Genomic DNA, 20,543 nt, shown 5'->3' with positions numbered 1-20,543 from the left:
GGCGTCTTACAGTTTCGAAATGGCGACGTGCTTGAGCAGCGCGTCGACCGAGACGTGCATCACGTCGGTGAAGGGCGCGGGGTAGACGCCCATGTACAGCACGGCGATGGCCATCACGCCCAGGATGAAGAACTCGCGGGCGTTGACGTCGGTCAGCTCGCGCACGTGCTGGTGGGTGATATCGCCGAACACGACGCGCTTGACCATCCACAGCGAGTACGCGGCGCCCAGGATCAGCGCGGTGGCGGCCAGGAGGCCGATCCAGAAGTTGTACTCGACCGAGCCCATGATCACGAAGAACTCGCCCACGAAACCGCTGGTGGCCGGCAGGCCGCTGTTGGCCATCGAGAACAGCACGAAGAACGTGGCGAACTTGGGCATGGTGTTGACCACGCCGCCGTAGTCGGCGATGCGGCGCGAATGCACGCGGTCGTACAGCACGCCTATGCAGAAGAACATCGCGCCCGACACGAAGCCGTGCGAGATCATCTGCACGATGGCGCCTTCGACGCCGGCGGTGTTGAAGATGAAGAAGCCCAGGGTCACGAAGCCCATGTGCGCCACGGACGAATACGCGACCAGCTTCTTCATGTCGTCCTGCACCAGTGCCACCAGGCCGATGTAGATGACGGCGATCAGCGACAGCGCGATCATCAGGCCCGACAGGCTATGCGCGGCATCGGGCACGATGGGCAGCGACAGCCGCAGGAAGCCGTAGGCGCCCAGCTTCAGCATGATGGCGGCCAGCACCACCGAACCGCCCGTGGGCGCCTCGACGTGGGCGTCGGGCAGCCAGGTGTGGACCGGCCACATCGGCACCTTCACGGCGAAGGCCATCAGGAAGGCCAGGAAGATCAGGATCTGCTCGGTCTGGCCCAGCGGCAGCTTGTGCCAGGTCAGGATGTCGAACGTGCCGCCGGCCGAGTGCCACAGGTAAATGAAGGCGACCAGCGTCAGCAGCGAGCCCAGCAGCGTGTACAGGAAGAACTTGAACGCCGCGTAGACCCGGTTGGGACCGCCCCACACGCCGATGATGATGTACATCGGGATCAGCGTGGCCTCGAAGAACACGTAGAACAGGAGGCCGTCCAGTGCCGCGAACACGCCTATCATCAGGCCCGACAGGATCAGGAAGGCGCCCATGTACTGGGCGACGCGGCTGGTGATGACTTCCCAGCCGGCCAGCACCACGATGATGGTGATGAAGGCCGTCAGCAGGACGAACCACAGCGAGATGCCGTCCACGCCCAGGGAGTAGGAGACGCCGTACTCGGCGATCCAGGTGGCCTTCTCGACGAACTGCATCTGCGCCGTCGAGGCGTCGAAGCCGGTGTACAGCGGCAGCGTGACCAGGAGACCGGCGATCGCGCCGATCAGCGCCAGCACGCGGGCGACGGTGGGATTGCTGTCACGCCCCACCGCCAGCACCAGGATGCCGAACACGATCGGGGTGAAGATCGCAAGCGAGAGCCACGGAAAAGAAGTTTGAGCCATATCGCTTGCCATCAATTGTTCAGCAGGACGAAGAAGGTCACCAGGGCCATGATGCCGATGATCATGGCGAAGGCGTAGTGATAGATGTAGCCCGACTGCAGGTGGCGGACCACCCCGGCGAACCAGCCGACCAGACGGGCGCTGCCGTTGACCAGGAGGCCGTCGATCAGGGACTTGTCGCCCACCTTCCAGAAGCCGCCGCCCAGCGCGCGGGCACCGCGCGCGAACACGGCTTCGTTGATCTTGTCCATGTAGTACTTGTTGTCGAGCAGGTTGTACAGCCAGCCTGCGCGAGCCTTGATGGCGGCGGGAATGGCCGGTTTGACCATGTAGAAGAACCACGCCAGGACCACGCCGGCCAGCATCAGCCAGAACGGCACGGTACTGAAGGCATGCAGCCCGTAGGCGACCCAGCCGTGGAAGTCCTCGGCCAGGTGCTCCATGACCGGGCGGTCGGGCGAATTGAAGATCACGCCCTTGAAGAAGTCGCCGAACAGCATGGGGCCGATGGCGATCGCGCCGATGATCACGGACGGGATGGCCAGCAGCACCAGCGGCACCGTCACCACGGCGGGCGACTCGTGCGGCACGCCGCCATGGTGGTGGTCGTCGTGGCCGTGGTCGTCATGGCTGCCGTGGGCATGGTCGTCGTGGCCGTGCGCGCCCGAGGTGTCGAAGCGCTCCTTGCCGTGGAAGACCAGGAAGTACAGGCGGAACGAGTAGAACGCCGTCACGAACACGCCGGCCAGCACGGCGAAGTAGGCGAAGCCCGACCCCCAGACGTGGGACAGCTTGGCCGCCTCGATGATGTTTTCCTTCGAGTAGAACCCGGCGAAGAACGGCGTGCCGATCAGCGCCAGCGAACCCAGCAGGAAGGTGATCCAGGTGATGGGCATGTACTTGCGCAGGCCGCCCATGTTGCGGATGTCCTGGTCGTGGTGCATGCCGATGATGACCGAGCCCGCCGCCAGGAACAGCAGCGCCTTGAAGAAGGCGTGGGTCATCAGGTGGAAGATCGCCACCGAGTAGGCCGAGGCGCCCAGCGCGACGGTCATGTAGCCCAGCTGCGACAGCGTGGAATAGGCCACCACGCGCTTGATGTCGTTCTGGATGATGCCCAGGAAACCCATGAACAGCGCGGTGATCGCGCCGATGACGATGATGAACGACAGCGCGGTGGGCGACAGCTCGAACAGCGGCGAGAAGCGCGCCACCATGAAGATGCCGGCCGTCACCATGGTGGCGGCGTGGATCAGTGCGGAGATCGGGGTCGGGCCTTCCATCGAGTCGGGCAGCCAGACGTGCAGCGGGAACTGCGCCGACTTGCCCATCGCGCCCACGAACAGCGCGATGCAGGCCACGCTCAGCAGCATCCAGTCGGTGCCCGGGAAGGTTAGGCCGGCCAGCTTGTCCGACTGCGAGAACACCTCGGTGTAGTTCATCGAGCCGGCGTAGGCGAACAGGAGGCCGATGCCCAGCACGAAGCCGAAGTCGCCGACACGGTTGACCAGGAAGGCCTTCATGTTGGCGAAGATCGCGGTGGGACGGGTGTACCAGAAGCCGATCAGCAGATAGGACACCAGGCCCACGGCCTCCCATCCGAAGAAGAGCTGGAGCATGTTGTTGGACATGACCAGCATCAGCATCGAGAAGGTGAACAGCGAGATGTAGGCGAAGAACCGCTGGTAGCCGGGATCGTCCTTCATGTAGCCGATGGTGTAGATGTGCACCATCAGCGACACCGAGGTGACCACCACCATCATCATGGCCGACAGCGTGTCGATCATGAAGCCGATTTCCAGCTTGATGCCGCCGATCGCGCTCCAGGTGTAGAGCGTGCCGTTGAAGGTGTTGCCCGCCAGGACGTCCTGCAGCACGAAGGCCGAGCCGATGGCCGAGACCAGCACGCCCAGGATCGTGACCCAGTGCGCGCCGGCACGGCCGACCCAGCGTCCGAGGAAGCCGGTGCCGAACAGGCCGGCGATGGCGGACCCGACCAGCGGGGCGAAAGCGATAAGGAGATAGAGCTTAGGTACCGACATGTCTTGATTTTCTCGTAGCCCGGACCGTCAGCCCTTCAGCCGGTCAAGTTCATCAACATTGATCGTGTTCAGGTTGCGGAACAATACAACCAGGATCGCCAGGCCGATGGCGGATTCGGCGGCCGCCACGGTCAGGATGAAGAACACGAACACCTGCCCGCTCAGATCGCCCATCCAACTGGAGAAAGCGACGAAATTCATGTTCACCGCCAGCAGCATCAGTTCGATCGCCATCAGCAGCACGATGATGTTCTTGCGGTTGAGGAAGATGCCGACGATGCTGATCGCGAACAGGATCGCGCCCAGCACGAGGAAGTGGCCTAGGGTCAGGGTCATGGTTGGCTTCCCTTGGGTTCGGTGGCGGCAGGCGCCTGGGCGCTCTCGCCTTCCTGGGAATTTTCGGTTTGCGACGGAATCGATACCAGGCGCACGCGATCCTGGCGGCGCACGCGGATCTGCTCGGACGGCCGGGTCACCTTGACGTCGGAGCGGCGGCGCAGCGTGAGCGCGATGGCGGCGACCATGCCCACCAGCAGGATCACGGCGGCGATCTCGACGGCGTAGATGTATTCGGTGTACATCGCCACGCCGATGGCACGCGTGTTGTTGAAGTCGGCCGGTGCCTGCGGCACGCTGGGATCCCAGTAGGCATTGGCCAGCACGAAGGCCATTTCGCCCACCATGATGACGCCCACCACGATGCCCAGCGGCAGGTAGGTCTTGAAGCCCTGGCGCAGCTTGGCGCTGTCGATGTCCAGCATCATCACGACGAACAGGAACAGCACCATCACCGCGCCCACGTACACGAGCACCAGCAGGATGGCGAGGAACTCCGCCTTCAACAGCATCCAGATCATGGACGCGGTGAAGAACGACAGCACCAGGTGCATGACGGCGGTAACGGGGCTGCGCGCGACGATGACCCGGCAGGCGGCCACGACAAGGATCGCGGCGAATATATAGAACAGTATGGCGGTCATGGTTTGGGTTTCGGTTACCGGTATTTCGCGTCCTGCGCACGGTTCTGCGCGATCTCGGCTTCATAGCGGTCGCCGACCGCCAGCAGCATTTCCTTGGTGAAATACAGGTCGCCCCGCTGCTCGCCGTGATATTCGTGGATGTGCGTCTCGACGATGGAGTCCACCGGGCAGCTTTCCTCGCAGAAGCCGCAGAAGATGCACTTGGTCAGGTCGATGTCGTAGCGGTTGGTGCGGCGCGTGCCGTCCTCGCGCACCTCGGATTCGATCGTGATCGCCACCGCCGGACAGACCGCCTCGCACAGCTTGCAGGCGATGCAGCGCTCTTCCCCGTTGGGATAGCGCCGCAAGGCATGCAGGCCCCGGAAGCGCGGGGACATCGGGGTCTTTTCCTCGGGATACTGCACCGTGATCTTGCGGGCGAACATGTACCGCCCCGTCAGGCGCAATCCCTTGAGGAGTTCGGTCAGCATCAGGCTGCCGAAGAATTCCTTGATCGCTTGCATGATTCAGTCCTGCCTATTCTTGGGCTCGCACAGGGCGGGCATTACTTCCAGATGTTCCAGGACGTCTGCATCCAGACCGCCACCACCAGCAGCCAGACCAGCGTCAGCGGGATGAAGACCTTCCAGCCCAGGCGCATGATCTGGTCGTAGCGATAGCGCGGGAAAGACGCACGGAACCAGATGAACAACGAGACCACGAAGAACGTCTTGAGCGCCAGCCAGATCCAGCCCGGCACCCAGGTCAGCGGCGCCACGTCGATCGGGGGCAGCCAGCCGCCCAGGAACATGATCGAGGCCAGCGCGGACAACAGGATCATGTTGGCGTATTCGCCCAGGAAGAACAGGGCGAAGGTCATGCCGGAGTATTCCACCATGTGGCCCGCCACGATCTCGGACTCGCCCTCGACCACGTCGAAGGGATGGCGGTTGGTTTCCGCCACGGCCGAGATGATGTAGACCACGAACAGCGGCAGGAGCGGCAGCCAGTTCCACGACAGGAAAGTCAGCCCCATGCCGGCGAAGCGTCCATCGGCCTGCTTCAGGACGATCTCGCTCATGTTCAGGCTGCCGGACACCAGCAGCACCGTCACCAGCACGAAGCCGATGGCCAGCTCATAGGACACCATCTGCGCCGAGGCGCGCAGCGCGCCCAGGAAGGCGTACTTCGAGTTCGAGGCCCAGCCGGCGATGATCACGCCGTAGACGCCCAGCGAAGTGATGGCCATGATGTAGAGCAGGCCGGCGTTGACGTTGGCCAGCACGACCTCGGGGCCGAACGGCACCACCGCCCAGGCGGCCAGGGCAGGCATCAGCACCACGGCGGGCGCCACGATGTAGAGCACCTTGTTGGCGTTGCTGGGAACGATCACTTCCTTGGTCAGCAGCTTGAGCACGTCGGCGAACGGCTGCAGCAAGCCCTTCGGGCCCACGCGGTTGGGCCCCAGGCGAACGTGCATCCAGCCGATCATCTTGCGTTCCCAGTACGTGAGGTAAGCCACGCACAGGATGATGGGCACCGCGATGCAAACGATCTTGACGATGTTCCACACCACCGACCAGGCTACCGGGCCGATCAGCTCCGTTCCTTGAGCCTGAATGACGTCGATCCACTGCATCAGGCACGCTCCACGCTGAGTTGTTCGAATGCGCCGCCGAGCGCGAAGGTCGAGGCATGGGCGGCGGCGATGCGCACGGCGCCTGCCGGCACGGCGTCATCCACGGAAAGGAAGAGTTCGATCGAGCCGGTCGACGACTTCACGCGCACGCGGTCGCCGTCGGCCAGGCCCAGGCCGGCCACGGTCGCGGCGTTGACACGGGCCTCGGGCGCATCGGCGGCCGGGGTCGACTGCAGCGCCGGCGCGCGGCGCGCGATGGCGTCGCTGGAGAACAGCGGTACGTCGGCCACGCGTTGCAGGCCCTGGACCTCGCTACCCACCCCCGGCTTGGCGCCGATGGCGTTCGACAGGCGCGGCGCGATCTCGCCGGCCAGCACCGCGTCGCGCACGGATTCGGAGGTCTCGTCGTCGAAGCCAGGCAGCTCCAGGGCATTGCCCAGCACGCGCAGCACCTTCCAGCCAGGACGCGTCTGGCCCAGCGGACGGACCGTCCCCTTGAAGCTCTGCGCCCTGCCCTCGGCATTGACGAAGGTACCCGAGGTTTCGGTGAACGGCGCGATGGGCAGCATCACGTGGGCCCAGTCCTCGGCGGCGGAGCGGTACGAGGTCAGGGCCACGTTGAATTGCGCGGCGCGCAGCGCGCGCAGCGCGGCCACGCCGTCGGCCGCGTCCAGCGCCGGTTCGGCATGCACCACGATGTGGGCCTTGAGCGGCTCGGCGAACATCTGCGCCGCGGTCTTGCCGCCGCGCATCGGCACGGCTTCGGCCAGGTAGCCGCCCACCGTGTTGCCGCCCTCGGTCGTGAAGCCCAGGCGGGCGCCGGTGGCCTGCGCGATCAGTTGCGCGTTGGCCGCCAGCGTCGAGGCTTGCGGATGCTGCGCCGCCAGGTTGCCCAGCAGCACGGCGGTGTTTTCGCCGGAAGCCAGCAGCGCGGCGATGCGGCGGGCCGCTTCGCCCGGCTGCACGCCGGCCAGTTCGGGCGCGATGGCCGCTTCCTTGGCCTGGGCCAGCGCCACGGCGATCTCGGCCAGCACGGACGGCAGCGCTGCCGGGGCGACCGTGACGCGCTCGGCCACGGGCATCAGCGGATCGTCGGCCGCCACGTCGACCAGGATGACCTGCGTGCCGGCCTTGGCGGCCTGGCGCAGGCGCTGGGCCAGCAGCGGATGGTCCTTGCGCAGGAAGGAACCGACCACCAGCACGCGGTCCAGCGCGCCGACGTCGGCCAGGGCCATGCCCAGCCACGGGGCGCCGCCGCGCGCGGCGTCGAAGCCGGCGTCGGTCTGGCGCAGGCGGAAATCGATGTTGTCGGAACCCAGGGCCCGCACCAGGCGGGCCAGCAGCGCGAATTCCTCGGTGGTGGCGTATTGGGCCGCCAGCGCGCCGATCTGGCCGGCGCCGTAGCTGTTCTTGACCGATTGCAGCCCGGCCGCGACGGCGTCCAGCGCCTCGGCCCACTCGACTTCCTTCCATAGTCCGTCGGTGCCGCGCACCATCGGAACGGCCAGGCGGTCCTCGCTGTTCAGGCCTTCGTACGAGAAGCGGTCGCGGTCGCTGATCCAGCACTCGTTGACGGCTTCGTTCTCGAACGGCACCACGCGCATGACGCGGTCGTTCTTGACCTGCACGATCAGGTTGGCGCCGATGCTGTCATGCGGGCTGATCGACTTGCGGCGGGCCAGCTCCCAGGTGCGGGCGCTGTAGCGGAACGGCTTGGACGTGAGCGCGCCGACCGGGCAGATGTCGATCATGTTGCCCGACAGCTCGGACTCGACCGCGCGGCCCACGAAAGTGGTGATCTCGGAATGCTCGCCACGGTTGATCATGCCGAGTTCCATCACGCCGGCGATCTCTTGGCCGAACCGCACGCAGCGGGTGCACTGGATGCAGCGGGCCATTTCCTCGGCCGACACCAGCGGGCCCAGGTTCTTGTGGAACACGACGCGCTTTTCCTCGCTGTAGCGCGAGGACGAGCCGCCGTAGCCCACGGCCAGGTCTTGCAGCTGGCATTCGCCGCCCTGGTCGCAGATCGGGCAATCGAGCGGGTGGTTGATCAGCAGGAACTCCATCACGCCCTTCTGGGCGTTGATGGCCTTCTCGGAAGCGGTATGGACCACCATGCCGTTGCTGACCGGAGTGGCACAGGCGGGCAGCGGCTTGGGGGCCTTCTCGACGTCGACCAGACACATGCGGCAGTTGGCCGCGATCGACAGCTTCTTGTGATAGCAGAAATGCGGCACGTAGAGGCCGACCTTCTGGGCGGCATGCATGATCATGCTGCCCTCGGCCACCTCCACTGTCTTGCCGTCGATCGTAATTTCAACCATCTTATTTCCGTTTGCCCCGTCATCGGGCGGAGCGTGTGCGTTTCGGTAAATGCCTGTTTGCGCGCGGGCCGGCGGCTACAGGTACTCGGGCACCAGGCAGTGCTTGTGCTCGATGTGGTACATGAATTCGTCGCGATAGTGCTTCAGGAAGCCCCGCACCGGCATGGCCGCGGCATCGCCCAGCGCGCAGATCGTGCGGCCCATGATGTTGCCGGCCACCGAATCGAGCAGGTCCAGGTCTTCCGGACGGCCCTTGCCGCTCTCGATGCGTTGGACCACGCGGTACAGCCAGCCCGTGCCTTCGCGGCAAGGCGTGCACTGGCCGCAGCTTTCCTCGAAATAGAAATACGACAGGCGCAGCAGCGACTTCACCATGCAGCGCGTTTCGTCCATCACGATGACCGCGCCCGATCCCAGCATCGACCCGGCCTTGGCGATCGAGTCGTAGTCCATCGTGCAGTCCATCATGATATGGGCCGGCACCACGGGGGCGCTGGAGCCGCCGGGAATCACCGCCTTCAACTTGCGGCCGCCCCGCACGCCGCCGGCCAGCTCCAGCAGCTTGGAGAACGGCGTACCCATCGGCACCTCGAAGTTGCCGGGGTATTCGACGTCGCCCGAGACCGAGTACAGCTTGGTGCCGCCGTTGTTGGGCTTGCCCACCTGCAGGTAGGCGTCGCCGCCGTGGCGGATGATCCAGGGCACCGCGGCGAAGGTCTCGGTGTTGTTGATCGTGGTGGGCTTGCCGTACAGACCGAAGCTGGCCGGGAACGGCGGCTTGAAGCGCGGCTGGCCCTTCTTGCCTTCCAGCGATTCGAGCAGCGCGGTTTCCTCGCCGCAGATGTAGGCGCCGTAGCCGTGGTGGCCGTGCAGCTGGAAGCTGAAATTCGAGCCGAGGATGTTGTTGCCCAGGAAGCCGGCGGCGCGCGCCTCTTCCAGCGCTTCCTCGAAACGCTCGTACACCTCGAAGATCTCGCCGTGGATGTAGTTGTAGCCCACGGAAATGCCCATCGCGTAGGCGGCGATGGCCATGCCCTCGATCACGATGTGCGGGTTGTAGCGCAGGATGTCGCGATCCTTGAACGTGCCCGGCTCGCCTTCGTCGGAGTTGCAGACCAGGTACTTCTGGCCCGGGAAGGTGCGCGGCATGAAGCTCCACTTCAGGCCGGTCGGGAAGCCCGCGCCGCCACGGCCGCGCAGTCCCGAGGACTTGACCTCGGCGATGACCTGCTCGGGCGTCATGCCGGTGGACAGGATCTTGCGCAGGGCCTCGTAGCCGCCGCGCGCGACGTAGTCGTTCAGGCGCCAGTTGCTGCCGTCCAGCCCCGCCATGATCTGCGGGTCGATGTGGCGGTTGTGGAACGCCGTGCTGATGACCGGTTCGGCCACGCTCATTTTGCACCTCCGGCATTCGCCTCGGCCTTCAATTCATCGACGAGCGCGTCGAGCTTGGCCTCGGACATCTGAATGCACATACGCTTGTTGTTCACCAGCAGCACGGGCGCGTCGCCGCAGGCTCCCATGCATTCGCCCTCGACCAGCGTGAACACGCCGTCCGGGGTCGTTTCCCGATAATCGATACCCAGCTTCTGCTTCAGGTGGTGCCCGGCCTTCTCGCCGTCGCGCAGGGCACAGGGCAGGTTGGTGCAGACCGAGATCTTGTACTGCCCCATGGGCTTGAGGTTGTACATGTTGTAGAAGGTCGCGACTTCCTGCACGGCGATGGGAGGCATGCCGAGGACGTTCGCGACTTCTTCCATCACCTCTTGCGACAGCCAGCCCTTCTCGTCCTGCGCGATGGCCAGCGCCGCCATCACGGCGGACTGTTTCTGTTCGGCCGGGTACTTGGAGACTTCGCGGTCGATCTTCTTGAGGGCCTGTTCGGAAAGCAGCATGGTGGTATCCGGTTGGGACGCGGTCATGGGTTCAGCGGTCGATCTCGCCGAACACGATGTCCTGCGTGCCGATAATCGTGACGGCGTCGGCGATCATGTGGCCGCGCGCCATCTCGTCCAGCGATTGCAAGTGGGCAAAGCCCGGGGCGCGGATCTTCAGGCGGTACGGCTTGTTCGCGCCGTCCGACACCAGGTAGATGCCGAATTCGCCCTTGGGGTGCTCGACTGCGGCATAGGCCTCGCCCGGGGGCACGTGGAAACCTTCGGTGAAGAGCTTGAAATGGTGGATCAGCTCTTCCATGCTGGTCTTCATCTCGGCGCGGCTGGGCGGAGCGACCTTGTGGTTGCTCGTCATGACGGGGCCGGGATTGTTGCGCAGCCATTCCACGCACTGCTTGATGATGCGGTTGCTCTGGCGCATTTCCTCGATGCGGACGAGGTAGCGGTCGTAGCAGTCGCCGTTCGTGCCCACCGGCACGTCGAAGTCGACCAGGTCGTAGACCTCGTAGGGCTGCATCTTGCGCAGGTCCCACGCGATGCCCGAACCGCGCAGCATCGGGCCGGTGAAGCCCAGCGCCTTGGCGCGCTCGGGACTGACGATGCCGACGTCGACCAGGCGCTGTTTCCAGATCCGGTTGTCGGTCAGCAGGGTCTCGTATTCGTCGATGTAGCCGGGGAAGCGATTGGTGAAGGACTCGATGAAGTCGAGCAGCGAGCCCGAGCGGTCATCGTTCAGGGCCTTCATTTCCTTGTCGCTGCGCAGTTTGCTGGGGCGGTACTGCGGCATGCGCTCGGGCAGGTCGCGGTAGACGCCGCCCGGGCGGTAGTAGGCCGCGTGCATGCGGGCGCCCGAGACCGCCTCGTAGCAGTCCATCAGGTCCTCGCGCTCGCGGAAGGCGTACAGGAACACCGCCATCGCGCCCACGTCCAGCGCGTGCGAACCCAGCGACATCAGGTGGTTCAGCACGCGGGTGATCTCGTCGAACATCACCCGGATGTACTGCGCCCGCAGCGGCACCTCCACGCCCAGCAGCTTTTCGATCGCCATGACGTAGGCGTGCTCGTTGCACATCATGGACACGTAGTCGAGACGGTCCATGTAGGGCAAGGCCTGCAGGAAGGTCTTGTGTTCGGCCAGCTTTTCGGTGGCCCGGTGCAGCAGCCCGATGTGGGGGTCGGCGCGCTGGATGACTTCGCCGTCCAGTTCCAGCACCAGGCGCAGCACGCCGTGCGCGGCCGGGTGCTGGGGACCGAAGTTGAGGGTGTAGTTCTTGATCTCTGCCATGATTAGCGCCCTGCTCCGTAACCGTCTTCGCGGATGACCCGCGGCGTGACTTCGCGCGGCTCGATGGTGACGGGCTGGTAGATGACCCGCTTCTGCTCGGGGTCGAAACGCATTTCGACGGTGCCCGACAGCGGGAAGTCCTTGCGGAAGGGATGGCCGATGAAGCCGTAGTCGGTCAGGATGCGGCGCAGGTCGGGGTGTCCCTCGAACAGCACGCCGTAGAAATCGAAGGCCTCGCGCTCGTACCAGTTGACGCCGGACCAGACGTCCACCAGGGACGGCACGACCGGCATGTCGTCGTCGGCGGCGTAGGTGCGCACGCGCAGGCGCCAGTTGTGGGCGATCGAGATCAGGTGCAGCACCACGGCGAAGCGCCCGGTCTCGCGCACCTCGTTGCCGTAGGTGGAGTAGTCGACGCCGCACAGGTCGATGCAGCTCTCGAAGCTCAGCCCGGCATCGTCGCGCAGCGTCCGGCACACTTCCACGTACCGGTCCACCGGCACCTCGAGCGTCAGCTCGCCCAGGGCGAGAGTCAGGCGGATATCTTCGCCCAAGGCGCTAAGCAGATTCTGGCGCAGGGTTTCAAGCTTGGTCATGAGCGCTCGGATCAAAAGACGACGCCGGACGGGCCTGGGCCGGTCCGGGCGGAAGGATGGGAGAGGAAAGCGCGCGCACCGGCATCGACGTCAACGCGCGATGGTGTTGGTGCGACGGATCTTGTTCTGCAATTGCAGCAAGCCGTACACCAGCGCTTCGGCGGTGGGGGGGCAGCCCGGGACGTAGACGTCGACCGGCACGATGCGATCGCAGCCGCGCACCACCGAATAGGAATAGTGATAGTACCCGCCGCCGTTGGCGCACGAGCCCATGGAAACCACCCAGCGCGGTTCCGGCATCTGGTCGTAGACCTTGCGCAGGGCCGGCGCCATCTTGTTGCACAGCGTGCCGGCCACGATCATCAGATCGGACTGGCGCGGGCTGGGCCGGAAGATGATGCCGAAGCGGTCGAGGTCGTAGCGGGCCGCGCCCGCGTGCATCATTTCGACCGCGCAACAGGCCAGGCCGAAGGTCATGGGCCACAGCGACCCCGTCTTCGCCCAGTTGATGACCTTGTCCGCGGTCGTGGTGATGAAGCCTTCGTTGAGAATTCCGTCGATAGCCATGAATGAAACCCGATGTCCTTCGGCGTGCTGCTGGGATCACTCCCAGTCGAGCGCGCCCTTTTTCCATTCGTAGATGAAGCCGACCACGAGAACGGCCAGAAATACCGCCACGGTCCCGAAGCCCAGCAGGCCTACCTGCTCGTTGGCCATGGCCCACGGAAACAGAAACGCGATCTCGAGATCGAACAGGATGAACAGGATGGCGACGAGGTAGTACCGCACGTCGAACTTGATGCGCGCGTCCTCGAAAGCCTCGAAGCCGCATTCGTACGGAGAGAGCTTTTCGCTGTCCGGCCGGTTCGGGCCGATCACGGAGCCCAGGAACATCAGCGCGAAACCGATGACGCTGCCCACGATGATGAACAGCAGGACAGGAAGGTAACTCTCGATATTCATCAGGTAACCTGTTCGAGTCACGCCACGGACATGAAATGTGCCCGAGGCGTCATTTGCAAAATCGGCAGGATGCGGACCAGACTTCCTTGCGGCGGACAAGCCGGAATGCCGCCCGTTGCCGCCCCGTCCGGGGCCGGCGCCATTCTAGACCACCTGCGTGTGTTTACATGCAAGGATGTATGTTTTTGCGCGGACCGCTGCGTTGTGAAGCCAGCGCGTGTCGACACAAAACTGTCGGCGCAAAACCAAAACTGTCTTACCGGCTACTGCGGTAACTGTCGGACATGCATGTTTCATACCCACGCGCGTCCGGCCGAAAGTATAGCGCAAACCCTGAGTCAACCGAAACGCCTCCCCACCCTTGCCTCCCGGGGAAAACCGCGTGCGGCAAGGCTTACGACACCCTGAACGAACTGACGGTTTCGTCGACCGTACGAACGGTTTCACGCAGGCTGGCGGCCTGGGCCGCCATGGCGCCCGCCGCCTCGCGGTAATGCCCGGCCATGCCGGCCACGTCGCCCACGTGGCGGGCCACGCCGTCGTTCAGCGACGCCTGCTCGCGCAGCGCCTGGCCGATGGCGGCCACCACCCGCGCCGCCTGCTCGGACCCCGCATGCAGTTCACCCATGAAACGGCCCGCTTCGCCGGCGCTGGCCTGCCCCATCGTCACGGCCTGCACCACTTCCCGCATCAGTTCGGCGGCAGCCATCGTTTCATCGGCGATGCGTTCCACGGTCTGGCCGATCTGCAAGCTGGATGCCGCGCTCTTCTCGGCCAGCGTCCTGACCTGCTCGGCCACGACGGCGAACCCTCGGCCCCCCTCGCCCGCCCGGGCCGCCTCGATCGCCGCGTTCAGGGACAAGAGCTTGGTCTGCCCGGCGATGTCCGAAATCAGCCGGGCCACGTGGCGGATCGATTCGCCATGGCGCCCCAGCGCCTCCAGCGCCCGCGACGCCGCCGCCATCCGGCCGGCGATCGCGTCCATCTGCCCACCCGCCGTCCCGATCAGCTCGCCGCCACGCTGGGCCAGGCCGCAGGCGTCGCGCGACAGGCCGATCGCCTCGTCCACCGACTGCGCGACCTGCGCCATGCTGGCGGCCACCGCCTGCATGGACGTGGCCATGCGGCCGGCGGCCTCGTTCTGGCGGGCCGCGCCCCCGGCCACGTCGGCCGCGCCGGCCGACACCTCGTCGCCAGCGGCGTTCATGGTGGCCGACAGGCCCTGCATCGTCGCCAGCGACGTGCGCATGCGCGCCACCAGCCGGTCCAGCGCGCGCGCCATGTCGGCCACCTCGTCCTTGCCGCCCACGTCCGCGCGGGGGCGGAAGTCCAGGTCGTCGGCGATGGACGACAGGCGCGACCGCATGCCATCGATCGCGCCCACGATGGCGCGCCCCGTGCGCCAGGCGCCCGCCAGCATCAGCAGGATCGCCGCCAGCCCCACGCCCGCGATCAGGCCCGCCAGGCCGCGGCTTGCCTGCCGCAACTCGGCCGCCCGCTCGGCCGCGGCCTGCGCGCCGGCCTCGGCCAGCGCCTGCATGGCCTGCTGCGCCTGCACGTAGTAGGACTCCTGCGCGGAATAGGCGGCCAGGTATTTCAGCAGCAGGAAGCGTTGGCGCTCTTCACCGTCCACCTCCACCAGTTGCTTGAGCAGATCGGTAAGCGGTTTTTCCTTTTCTGCCCAAGCATGGAAGGCCGTATCGAAGGTCCGCAGCGCCTCGGCCTCGCCGTCGGTGGCGGGCGCGTCCGCCAAGGCCGCCCGGGCGGCTTCCATCGCGGTCCAGGTGCGCCCCTTCGACTGCAGCATGCGCTCCCATTCGTTGCGGGCCTCGATGGAGTATTCATCGGCCCACTGGAGCGGTTCCAGGCTGTGGCGGGCGATCTGCACCTGCCCTTCCCGCAGCGCGCCCAGCGCCACCAGCGCCGGCACCCGCCGCTGCGCGTAGTCGTCGACGGCGGCGCTCAGGCGCAACAGCCCGGCCACCGCACAACCAGCCACGACCGCGATCGCCACGATGCCGGCGATCCCCAAGGCGAACAATTTGCTGCGTATCTTCATGACGTCCTGATGAAAACCCTAGGCCATAAACGGCAACGGCGGGGTTCCCGAGAACCCCGCCGTTGCGCGTCATTCCGTTTATCGGCCCGGACCGGACGGCTCTTTAGCACCGTTACATCAATGAAGGCTCGATGACAGCGGCAGTTTCACTCGTAGCGCCGCACCAGTCCCGCCACGTCGCCCGCGAACACCTCGGGCGCGTGCTCGCGCACCTGTTCGTACAGGCCGGAGCAAAAGGCCGACACCGGCGTGCGGGCATCGAACTCGGCCGCCATGCGCTGCGAAATGCCGATGTCCTTGGCCATCAGCTCGACCGCGGTGCGCGTGGGCTGGAAACGGCCGGCGGCCATGGCCGGCCCGAATATCTGCAAGGGCTGCGAGTCCGCGAAACCGCCCGCCAGCGCCGGCGCCAGCCGTTCCACGTCCACCCCGGCGCGCCGTGCGAGACCATAGGTTTCGGCGATGGTCAGCACATTCACCGCGACGATCATCTGGTTGCAGATCTTGGTGGTCTGGCCCGCGCCGGCCGGCCCCATGTGGGTCACGCGCGAGGTCAGCGGCGCCAGGAAAGGCCCCGCCGCCTCGAGGTCCGCGGCCTCGCCGCCAACGAAACAGATCAGCGTGCCGCCCTCGGCCCCCGGCACGCCGCCCGACACGGGTGCGTCCAGCCACGAGGCGCCGGTCCGCTCGCGCAGGCGCCGGCCGAGATCGCGCGCCTGCTCGGGCTCGATGGTGGAAAAATCGATCACCACCTTGCGCGAGCCCTGCGGGCCCGCGCTGGCCAGGCCGTCCGGACCGAATACCACCGACTCGACCGCCGCCCCGTCCTTGACGCAGATCCCCACCACGTCCGCCGCCCCCAGCACCAGGGCGGGCGTGCCCGCCAGACGCGCGCCGGCGGCGACCAGCTCGGCCGCCCTGCCGGCGTTGCGGTTCCACACCGTCAGCGCATGGCCCGCCGCGAGCAGCCGGCGCGCCATGGGCAGGCCCATGTTGCCGAGTCCGATGAAGCCGAAGTGCCGGGGTGTGTCCATGAAACGATGCTCCTGTCCGTGGCGGCCCGCGCCGCATGCGAGGCATCATATCCGCCTCCTGGCAGGCACGCTTCGTGCGCAAGCCGAGCGACGAGCAAGCAAGGAGCGTCCCCATGAAATATCGCCTGAAGAAACTGTCCGACCAGGTCATCGTCCTCACCGGTGCCAGCAGCGGGATAGGCCTGGCCACGGCCCGCGAAGCCGCCCGGCGCGGCGCCCGCGTGGTGCTGGCCTGCCGCGACCAGGAACGCCTGGACACCCTGGCCGAGGAACTACGCGCGGACGGCGGCCAGGCCATTGCCGTGCAGATGGACGTGGGCAGGCGCGAAGACCATGAACGGCTGCTGCAGGCGGCGCTGGACGCCCATGGCACGGTGGATACCTGGATCAACAACGCCGGGGTCTCGATCTTCGGCCGCATCGAGGACGTACCGGTCGAAGACCAGCGCAAGCTCTTCGACACGAACTACTGGGGCGTGGTCTACGGCTCCATCGTGGCCGTCGGCCACCTGCGCGAACATGGCGGGGCCCTGATCAACGTGGGCAGCGAGGTATCGGATCGGGCGGTGCCGCTGCAAGGCGCCTATTCCGCCTCCAAGCATGCGGTCAAGGGCTTCACCGATGCACTGCGCATGGAACTGGAAAGCGAAGGCGCGCCCGTCTCGGTCACGCTGATCAAGCCCGCCTCCATCGCGTCGGGCTTCACCGCCCATGCGCGCAACTACATGGACGTCGAACCCCGCCTGCCGCCGCCGGTCTACGCGCCCGAGGTCGCGGCCCACGCCATCCTTTACGCCGCCGAACACCCGCGCCGCGACCTTTACGTGGGCAGCGCCGCCAAGGCGCTCGGACAGTTCGGGCAGCGCATGCCCAGCCTGGCCGACCGGATGGCGAACTGGCTGATCAAGCACCAGCGCACCGGCATCCCCTCCCGCTCGCGCGAGGATGCGCTGGAGTCCCCGGGCCGGGAGGACACGCCGGCCTACCCGCAGCGAGGCCGGCGCCACAGCGCCTATACGCACATGGCGACGCGGGGCCGCGCGCCCATGCTGGCCGCCTGCGCCGTGGTGCTGGTGGGCGCGGCGCTGGGCGTCGCCCATGCCCGGCGGTCCTGAACCCCGTGCGCCGGTGGCTACCGGCCCCGGCCCTCGCGCATCAACCGGCCCGCCTGCCTGAGCGCGGCCACGATGGTGTCGTAGGCCTGCTTGCGGGCGTCGGGGTCGGGCGCCCGCAACGCATACGAGGGATGATAGGTGGGCACGACCAGCCGGCCGGCGCACGTCAGTACCTCACCCAGCCGGTCCCGCAAGCCAGCCCGATAATCGTGCAGCACCGACTTCAGCGCGGTCGCGCCCAGCGCCACCACGACGCGTGGATCCACCGCCTCGTATTCCTTCTCGAGCCAGTAGCGGCAAGCCTCGATCTCGCGCTGCCCGGGCGTCTTGTGCATGCGCCGCTTGCCGCGCTGCGACCACTTGAAGTGCTTGACCGCATTGGTCACGAACACGTCGTCTCGATCCACCCCGGCCTCGGCCAAGGCCGCGTCCAGCAGCGCGCCCGCGGGGCCGACGAAAGGGCGACCCGCCAAGTCTTCCTTGTCGCCGGGCTGCTCGCCCACCATCATGATGCGCGCCCGCTTCGGACCTTCCCCGCCCACGCCCTGCGTGGCGTCGTGCCACAGCCGGCAGCGCCGGCAGGCGTCCAGCGTGGAGGGATGCTGGTCGGGCACCACCAGTACCTCGGACAAGGCGGCTTGGGCGTGCGTGGTCATCGTCGGCTCCCCGGGGGGGTCGGCTGGGCCGCCGCAAGCCCTATGCCCGGCGGGCTCTTTGGGACACCTACGGGCTGCTGGGGGAAGTTCACGTGCAGCCGGCGGCAAGGAAAACCGATAGTAATTATCGGTTTTTCACCGTAGATGCGAGGAAAACTCGTCCAGTACCATTCGTTTCACCCAGCCAGATGATAAGAATCGAGTCTACCGACCCCCTTCCCATGGCTCAATAAGAACAAGAACCGCGCATGGCTGCCGCCTCACGCGGCATTTTCTCGTGCCGGCGCACGAGCGCCTCCGATCGGCTGGAATCCCTGCGACCGTTCGCGCCTGCCGGCTCGAAAAGGTTCGCTAACAGATGGATCTTCTCGCCTCAGCACGCATCTATACCCGGGTAGTAGAACTCGGAAGCATCTCCGCCGCCGCACGCGAATTCGAAATGGGGCAACCTGCGGTCAGCGAACGCATCGACAAACTGGAAAAATACCTCGGCGCCAAGCTGCTCTTGCGCAGCGCCCGTACGCTGGTCTGTACGGAAGAAGGCCGCACCTTCTACGATCACAGCAAACGTTTGCTGGTTACTGCTGATGCGACGATTACCTCCATCCTGAACCAGGAACCCGGCAACATCCGCGGCAGGGTCCGCATTGCCTCGGCCCAATGTTTCGGCGAAATCGTCCTGCCTCGGGCACTGCTGCACGCTCGCCAAAAACACCCCCAACTCCAACTCGACCTGGTCCTGAACGACGCCGTCGTCGACCCCGTCACGGAAGGAGTCGACATCTCGATACGCCTCGGCTCCCTGGGAGAAGGCGGCTTCGTGGCCCACCCGCTCGGGCAAGTCAACCGAGTCCTGGTCGCCGCGCCGTCCTTCATCGAAGCGCATGGCCCCATCGACACTCCGGCCCATCTCGCTCACCATCCCTTCATCCGCGTCAAGGGAATCTTCAGCAACAACAGGCTTGCGCTGAAGCACCCCACGGAAGGACTTCAGCAGATAACGATCAACACCGCCTGCACGACCAGCCATTGGCGTCCGATGTATGAACTGATACAAGCCGGCAGCGGCATCGGCGTCGTCCAGCAGCCAGCATGCGTGCAGGCCTTGAAACAGGGCAGGCTGATACAGCTGCTGCCGCAATACGTCGTTCCCCCGTTCGACGCCCACGCCCTCGTGCACGCCCACCGCCCCACCGCCCCCAGGATTCGAGCCGTCCTGGAGGTGCTCAAGAAGGAAGTCCCCTTGCTGCTGAAGGGGAAACACTAAGCTCGACTCTCAACCCGCCTGCGCCAACCTGCGGCGCGCGCCGCAAACGCGGCGGCAATCATCGCGCCGGCGGTCTTGGCGCCGGCGCCGGCGCGGGTGCCGGTGCCGGTGCTGGTGCCGGAGCGGAGGCCGGGGCAGGTGCTTCCGGCGGCCTGCCCGCAATGGCATTGGCCACGTTGATCGCCTGCTGTTCGGAATTCATCGCGAGATCCAGCACGCCGTCGGCAATACGGTTGACGATTTGCGGAACGCCAACCAATTGATTGTTGATTGTGAAAATCAACCACTTGCCCACGTTTCGGCCCGAGATTTCCGCCAGCTTCTGGGCCCCCGCCGGGGTGAAGCGGAGGCTGAGGAACGGCTGCCCCTGGCCGGACCTCATCGGTATCGCATCGGCCAGATCGGCCCGAGTCAGGACCGGCGCGGGCAGGTAATAGAAAAGGCGGCCCTGCAAGTTGAATTGTTGCAGGCCCGTACCAGGCTGCGCCTGGGCAAGGCGAAAATCCACCGCGGGCGCAGCGATCTGGGATACAGGACGACCAGCCTGGGTCGAAGGCGGCGTCTGCGCTCCCGGTTGTGCCGGCGCGGGCCGGGCGGCCATCGCTGGATTCGCCGCCGGCGGTTGTCCAGGCGATGACGCAGGCGGCCCAGCCTCCGCCTGCGGATTTTTCATCGGCTGCTGGCACGCTGCCAACATCGCGGCCGATAGCAGCAAGATACCCGAACGCATCACGGTTTTCATCGACATTTCCAAAGGACGGCTCTCACGGACGTGGGGAATTGTTCAGAAGATCCGCGCACTCCTGTGGCTTCCACAGAAAGGTGCGCGCCAAGGCATCCTTGTCATAAAGAATCTTGTATTGGCATTGCATGGCTCCGCCGTCCGCCTGCATGTGGAAGAGGTAATCCCACTCCCGCACCCCAAGAATCCCTTCATTGAAATGAGGTGGTCCAAGCAAGTCATTGATTTGCGATTTGCTCATCCCCGCCCGGACGATGCGCAAGTTGTCCATATTGGGCCAGGTTCCCCGGGTATCCGCGGACGGCCCCGGTTCAGGGAACACCGCCTGCTCCGTCGTTCCCTCCGGCGATACCTGGCTGAGATTTCCGCATCCGGCCAGTACCGCGGACAGAAGCAGCGCTCCCAGTGCCCCCACGGATCCCGCCCCACACACCGATATCCTGCTGCTCATCGATCGATAGCCTCCACGA

20 protein-coding genes are annotated in these 20,543 nt (G+C 65.9%); 2 read left to right on the top strand and 18 right to left on the bottom strand.

What is annotated here, in order from left to right:
- Positions 1-6 precede the first annotated feature (6 nt).
- From EGT29_RS11095 to EGT29_RS11025, 15 genes are all read right to left on the bottom strand, one after another.
- Positions 7-1,494, bottom strand: a complete 1,488-nt coding sequence (locus EGT29_RS11095; protein WP_192901809.1) for an NADH-quinone oxidoreductase subunit M — start codon at positions 1,492-1,494, stop codon at positions 7-9.
- An 11-nt stretch (positions 1,495-1,505) separates the two neighbouring features.
- A complete protein-coding gene (gene nuoL, locus EGT29_RS11090) occupies positions 1,506-3,536 on the bottom strand; it encodes an NADH-quinone oxidoreductase subunit L (protein ID WP_124689048.1) in 2,031 nt (676 codons plus the stop codon).
- Between the two features lie 27 nt (positions 3,537-3,563).
- Positions 3,564-3,872 carry an NADH-quinone oxidoreductase subunit NuoK gene (gene nuoK / locus EGT29_RS11085; RefSeq protein WP_087779243.1) on the bottom strand — a complete coding sequence of 103 codons (309 nt, stop codon included), beginning with the start codon at positions 3,870-3,872 and terminating at the stop codon, positions 3,564-3,566.
- Entirely contained in the window at positions 3,869-4,516 is a 648-nt protein-coding gene (locus tag EGT29_RS11080) for an NADH-quinone oxidoreductase subunit J (RefSeq protein ID WP_124689047.1), read from the bottom strand. The genes nuoK and EGT29_RS11080 overlap by 4 nt, the downstream gene beginning before the upstream one ends.
- Positions 4,517-4,530: 14 nt before the next feature.
- Positions 4,531-5,019, bottom strand: coding sequence for an NADH-quinone oxidoreductase subunit NuoI (nuoI, locus tag EGT29_RS11075; protein ID WP_087779241.1), 489 nt, complete (start codon positions 5,017-5,019; stop codon positions 4,531-4,533).
- 41 nt (positions 5,020-5,060) lie between these two features.
- Positions 5,061-6,134 (bottom strand): NADH-quinone oxidoreductase subunit NuoH, encoded by a 1,074-nt coding sequence (gene nuoH / locus EGT29_RS11070; protein WP_124689046.1) that lies wholly within the window; start codon positions 6,132-6,134, stop codon positions 5,061-5,063.
- Positions 6,134-8,461, bottom strand: a complete 2,328-nt coding sequence (gene nuoG / locus EGT29_RS11065) for an NADH-quinone oxidoreductase subunit NuoG (RefSeq protein WP_124689045.1) — start codon at positions 8,459-8,461, stop codon at positions 6,134-6,136. The genes nuoH and nuoG overlap by 1 nt, the downstream gene beginning before the upstream one ends.
- Positions 8,462-8,536: 75 nt before the next feature.
- Entirely contained in the window at positions 8,537-9,856 is a 1,320-nt protein-coding gene (gene nuoF / locus EGT29_RS11060) for an NADH-quinone oxidoreductase subunit NuoF (RefSeq protein ID WP_124689044.1), read from the bottom strand.
- Positions 9,853-10,356 carry an NADH-quinone oxidoreductase subunit NuoE gene (gene nuoE, locus EGT29_RS11055; RefSeq protein WP_124689043.1) on the bottom strand — a complete coding sequence of 168 codons (504 nt, stop codon included), beginning with the start codon at positions 10,354-10,356 and terminating at the stop codon, positions 9,853-9,855. The genes nuoF and nuoE overlap by 4 nt, the downstream gene beginning before the upstream one ends.
- Before the next feature lie 31 nt (positions 10,357-10,387).
- A complete protein-coding gene (locus EGT29_RS11050; protein ID WP_124689042.1) occupies positions 10,388-11,641 on the bottom strand; it encodes an NADH-quinone oxidoreductase subunit D in 1,254 nt (417 codons plus the stop codon).
- A 2-nt stretch (positions 11,642-11,643) separates the two neighbouring features.
- On the bottom strand, positions 11,644-12,237 hold the full coding sequence (locus EGT29_RS11045; RefSeq protein ID WP_124689041.1) for an NADH-quinone oxidoreductase subunit C: 594 nt from the start codon (positions 12,235-12,237) through the stop codon (positions 11,644-11,646).
- Between the two features lie 90 nt (positions 12,238-12,327).
- Positions 12,328-12,804, bottom strand: a complete 477-nt coding sequence (locus EGT29_RS11040; protein ID WP_087779235.1) for an NADH-quinone oxidoreductase subunit B family protein — start codon at positions 12,802-12,804, stop codon at positions 12,328-12,330.
- A 36-nt stretch (positions 12,805-12,840) separates the two neighbouring features.
- On the bottom strand, positions 12,841-13,200 hold the full coding sequence (gene ndhC / locus EGT29_RS11035; protein WP_124689040.1) for an NADH-quinone oxidoreductase subunit A: 360 nt from the start codon (positions 13,198-13,200) through the stop codon (positions 12,841-12,843).
- Positions 13,201-13,594: 394 nt separating this feature from the next.
- Positions 13,595-15,259, bottom strand: a complete 1,665-nt coding sequence (locus tag EGT29_RS11030; RefSeq protein ID WP_124689039.1) for a methyl-accepting chemotaxis protein — start codon at positions 15,257-15,259, stop codon at positions 13,595-13,597.
- Positions 15,260-15,405: 146 nt separating this feature from the next.
- Positions 15,406-16,293: an NAD(P)-dependent oxidoreductase gene (locus EGT29_RS11025; RefSeq protein WP_124689038.1), complete on the bottom strand. Its 888-nt coding sequence runs from the start codon at positions 16,291-16,293 to the stop codon at positions 15,406-15,408.
- Positions 16,294-16,406: 113 nt separating this feature from the next.
- Here EGT29_RS11025 and EGT29_RS11020 point away from each other — a divergent pair, with 113 nt between their 5' ends.
- Positions 16,407-17,408 carry an SDR family oxidoreductase gene (locus tag EGT29_RS11020; RefSeq protein WP_124689037.1) on the top strand — a complete coding sequence of 334 codons (1,002 nt, stop codon included), beginning with the start codon at positions 16,407-16,409 and terminating at the stop codon, positions 17,406-17,408.
- 17 nt (positions 17,409-17,425) lie between these two features.
- Here the strand turns inward: EGT29_RS11020 and EGT29_RS11015 are convergent, their stop codons facing one another.
- Positions 17,426-18,064 carry a UdgX family uracil-DNA binding protein gene (locus EGT29_RS11015; protein WP_124689036.1) on the bottom strand — a complete coding sequence of 213 codons (639 nt, stop codon included), beginning with the start codon at positions 18,062-18,064 and terminating at the stop codon, positions 17,426-17,428.
- A 358-nt stretch (positions 18,065-18,422) separates the two neighbouring features.
- On the opposite strand from EGT29_RS11015, the gene EGT29_RS11010 reads away from it, so the two are divergent.
- Entirely contained in the window at positions 18,423-19,331 is a 909-nt protein-coding gene (locus tag EGT29_RS11010) for a LysR family transcriptional regulator (protein ID WP_124689035.1), read from the top strand.
- 58 nt (positions 19,332-19,389) lie between these two features.
- Here EGT29_RS11010 and EGT29_RS28480 read toward each other — a convergent pair whose 3' ends face one another.
- Positions 19,390-20,073, bottom strand: a complete 684-nt coding sequence (locus EGT29_RS28480; RefSeq protein WP_161567786.1) for a preprotein translocase subunit SecD — start codon at positions 20,071-20,073, stop codon at positions 19,390-19,392.
- A 22-nt stretch (positions 20,074-20,095) separates the two neighbouring features.
- The gene (locus EGT29_RS11005; protein ID WP_124689034.1) at positions 20,096-20,524 is read right to left on the bottom strand and encodes an outer membrane protein assembly factor BamE; all 429 of its coding nucleotides are present in this window, start codon (positions 20,522-20,524) and stop codon (positions 20,096-20,098) included.
- Between the last annotated feature and the right edge of the window lie 19 nt (positions 20,525-20,543).

It is taken from the genome of Pigmentiphaga sp. H8 (assembly GCF_003854895.1).
Taxonomy (GTDB): domain Bacteria; phylum Pseudomonadota; class Gammaproteobacteria; order Burkholderiales; family Burkholderiaceae_B; genus Pigmentiphaga.
This window is presented reverse-complemented; position numbering and strand designations above follow the sequence as displayed.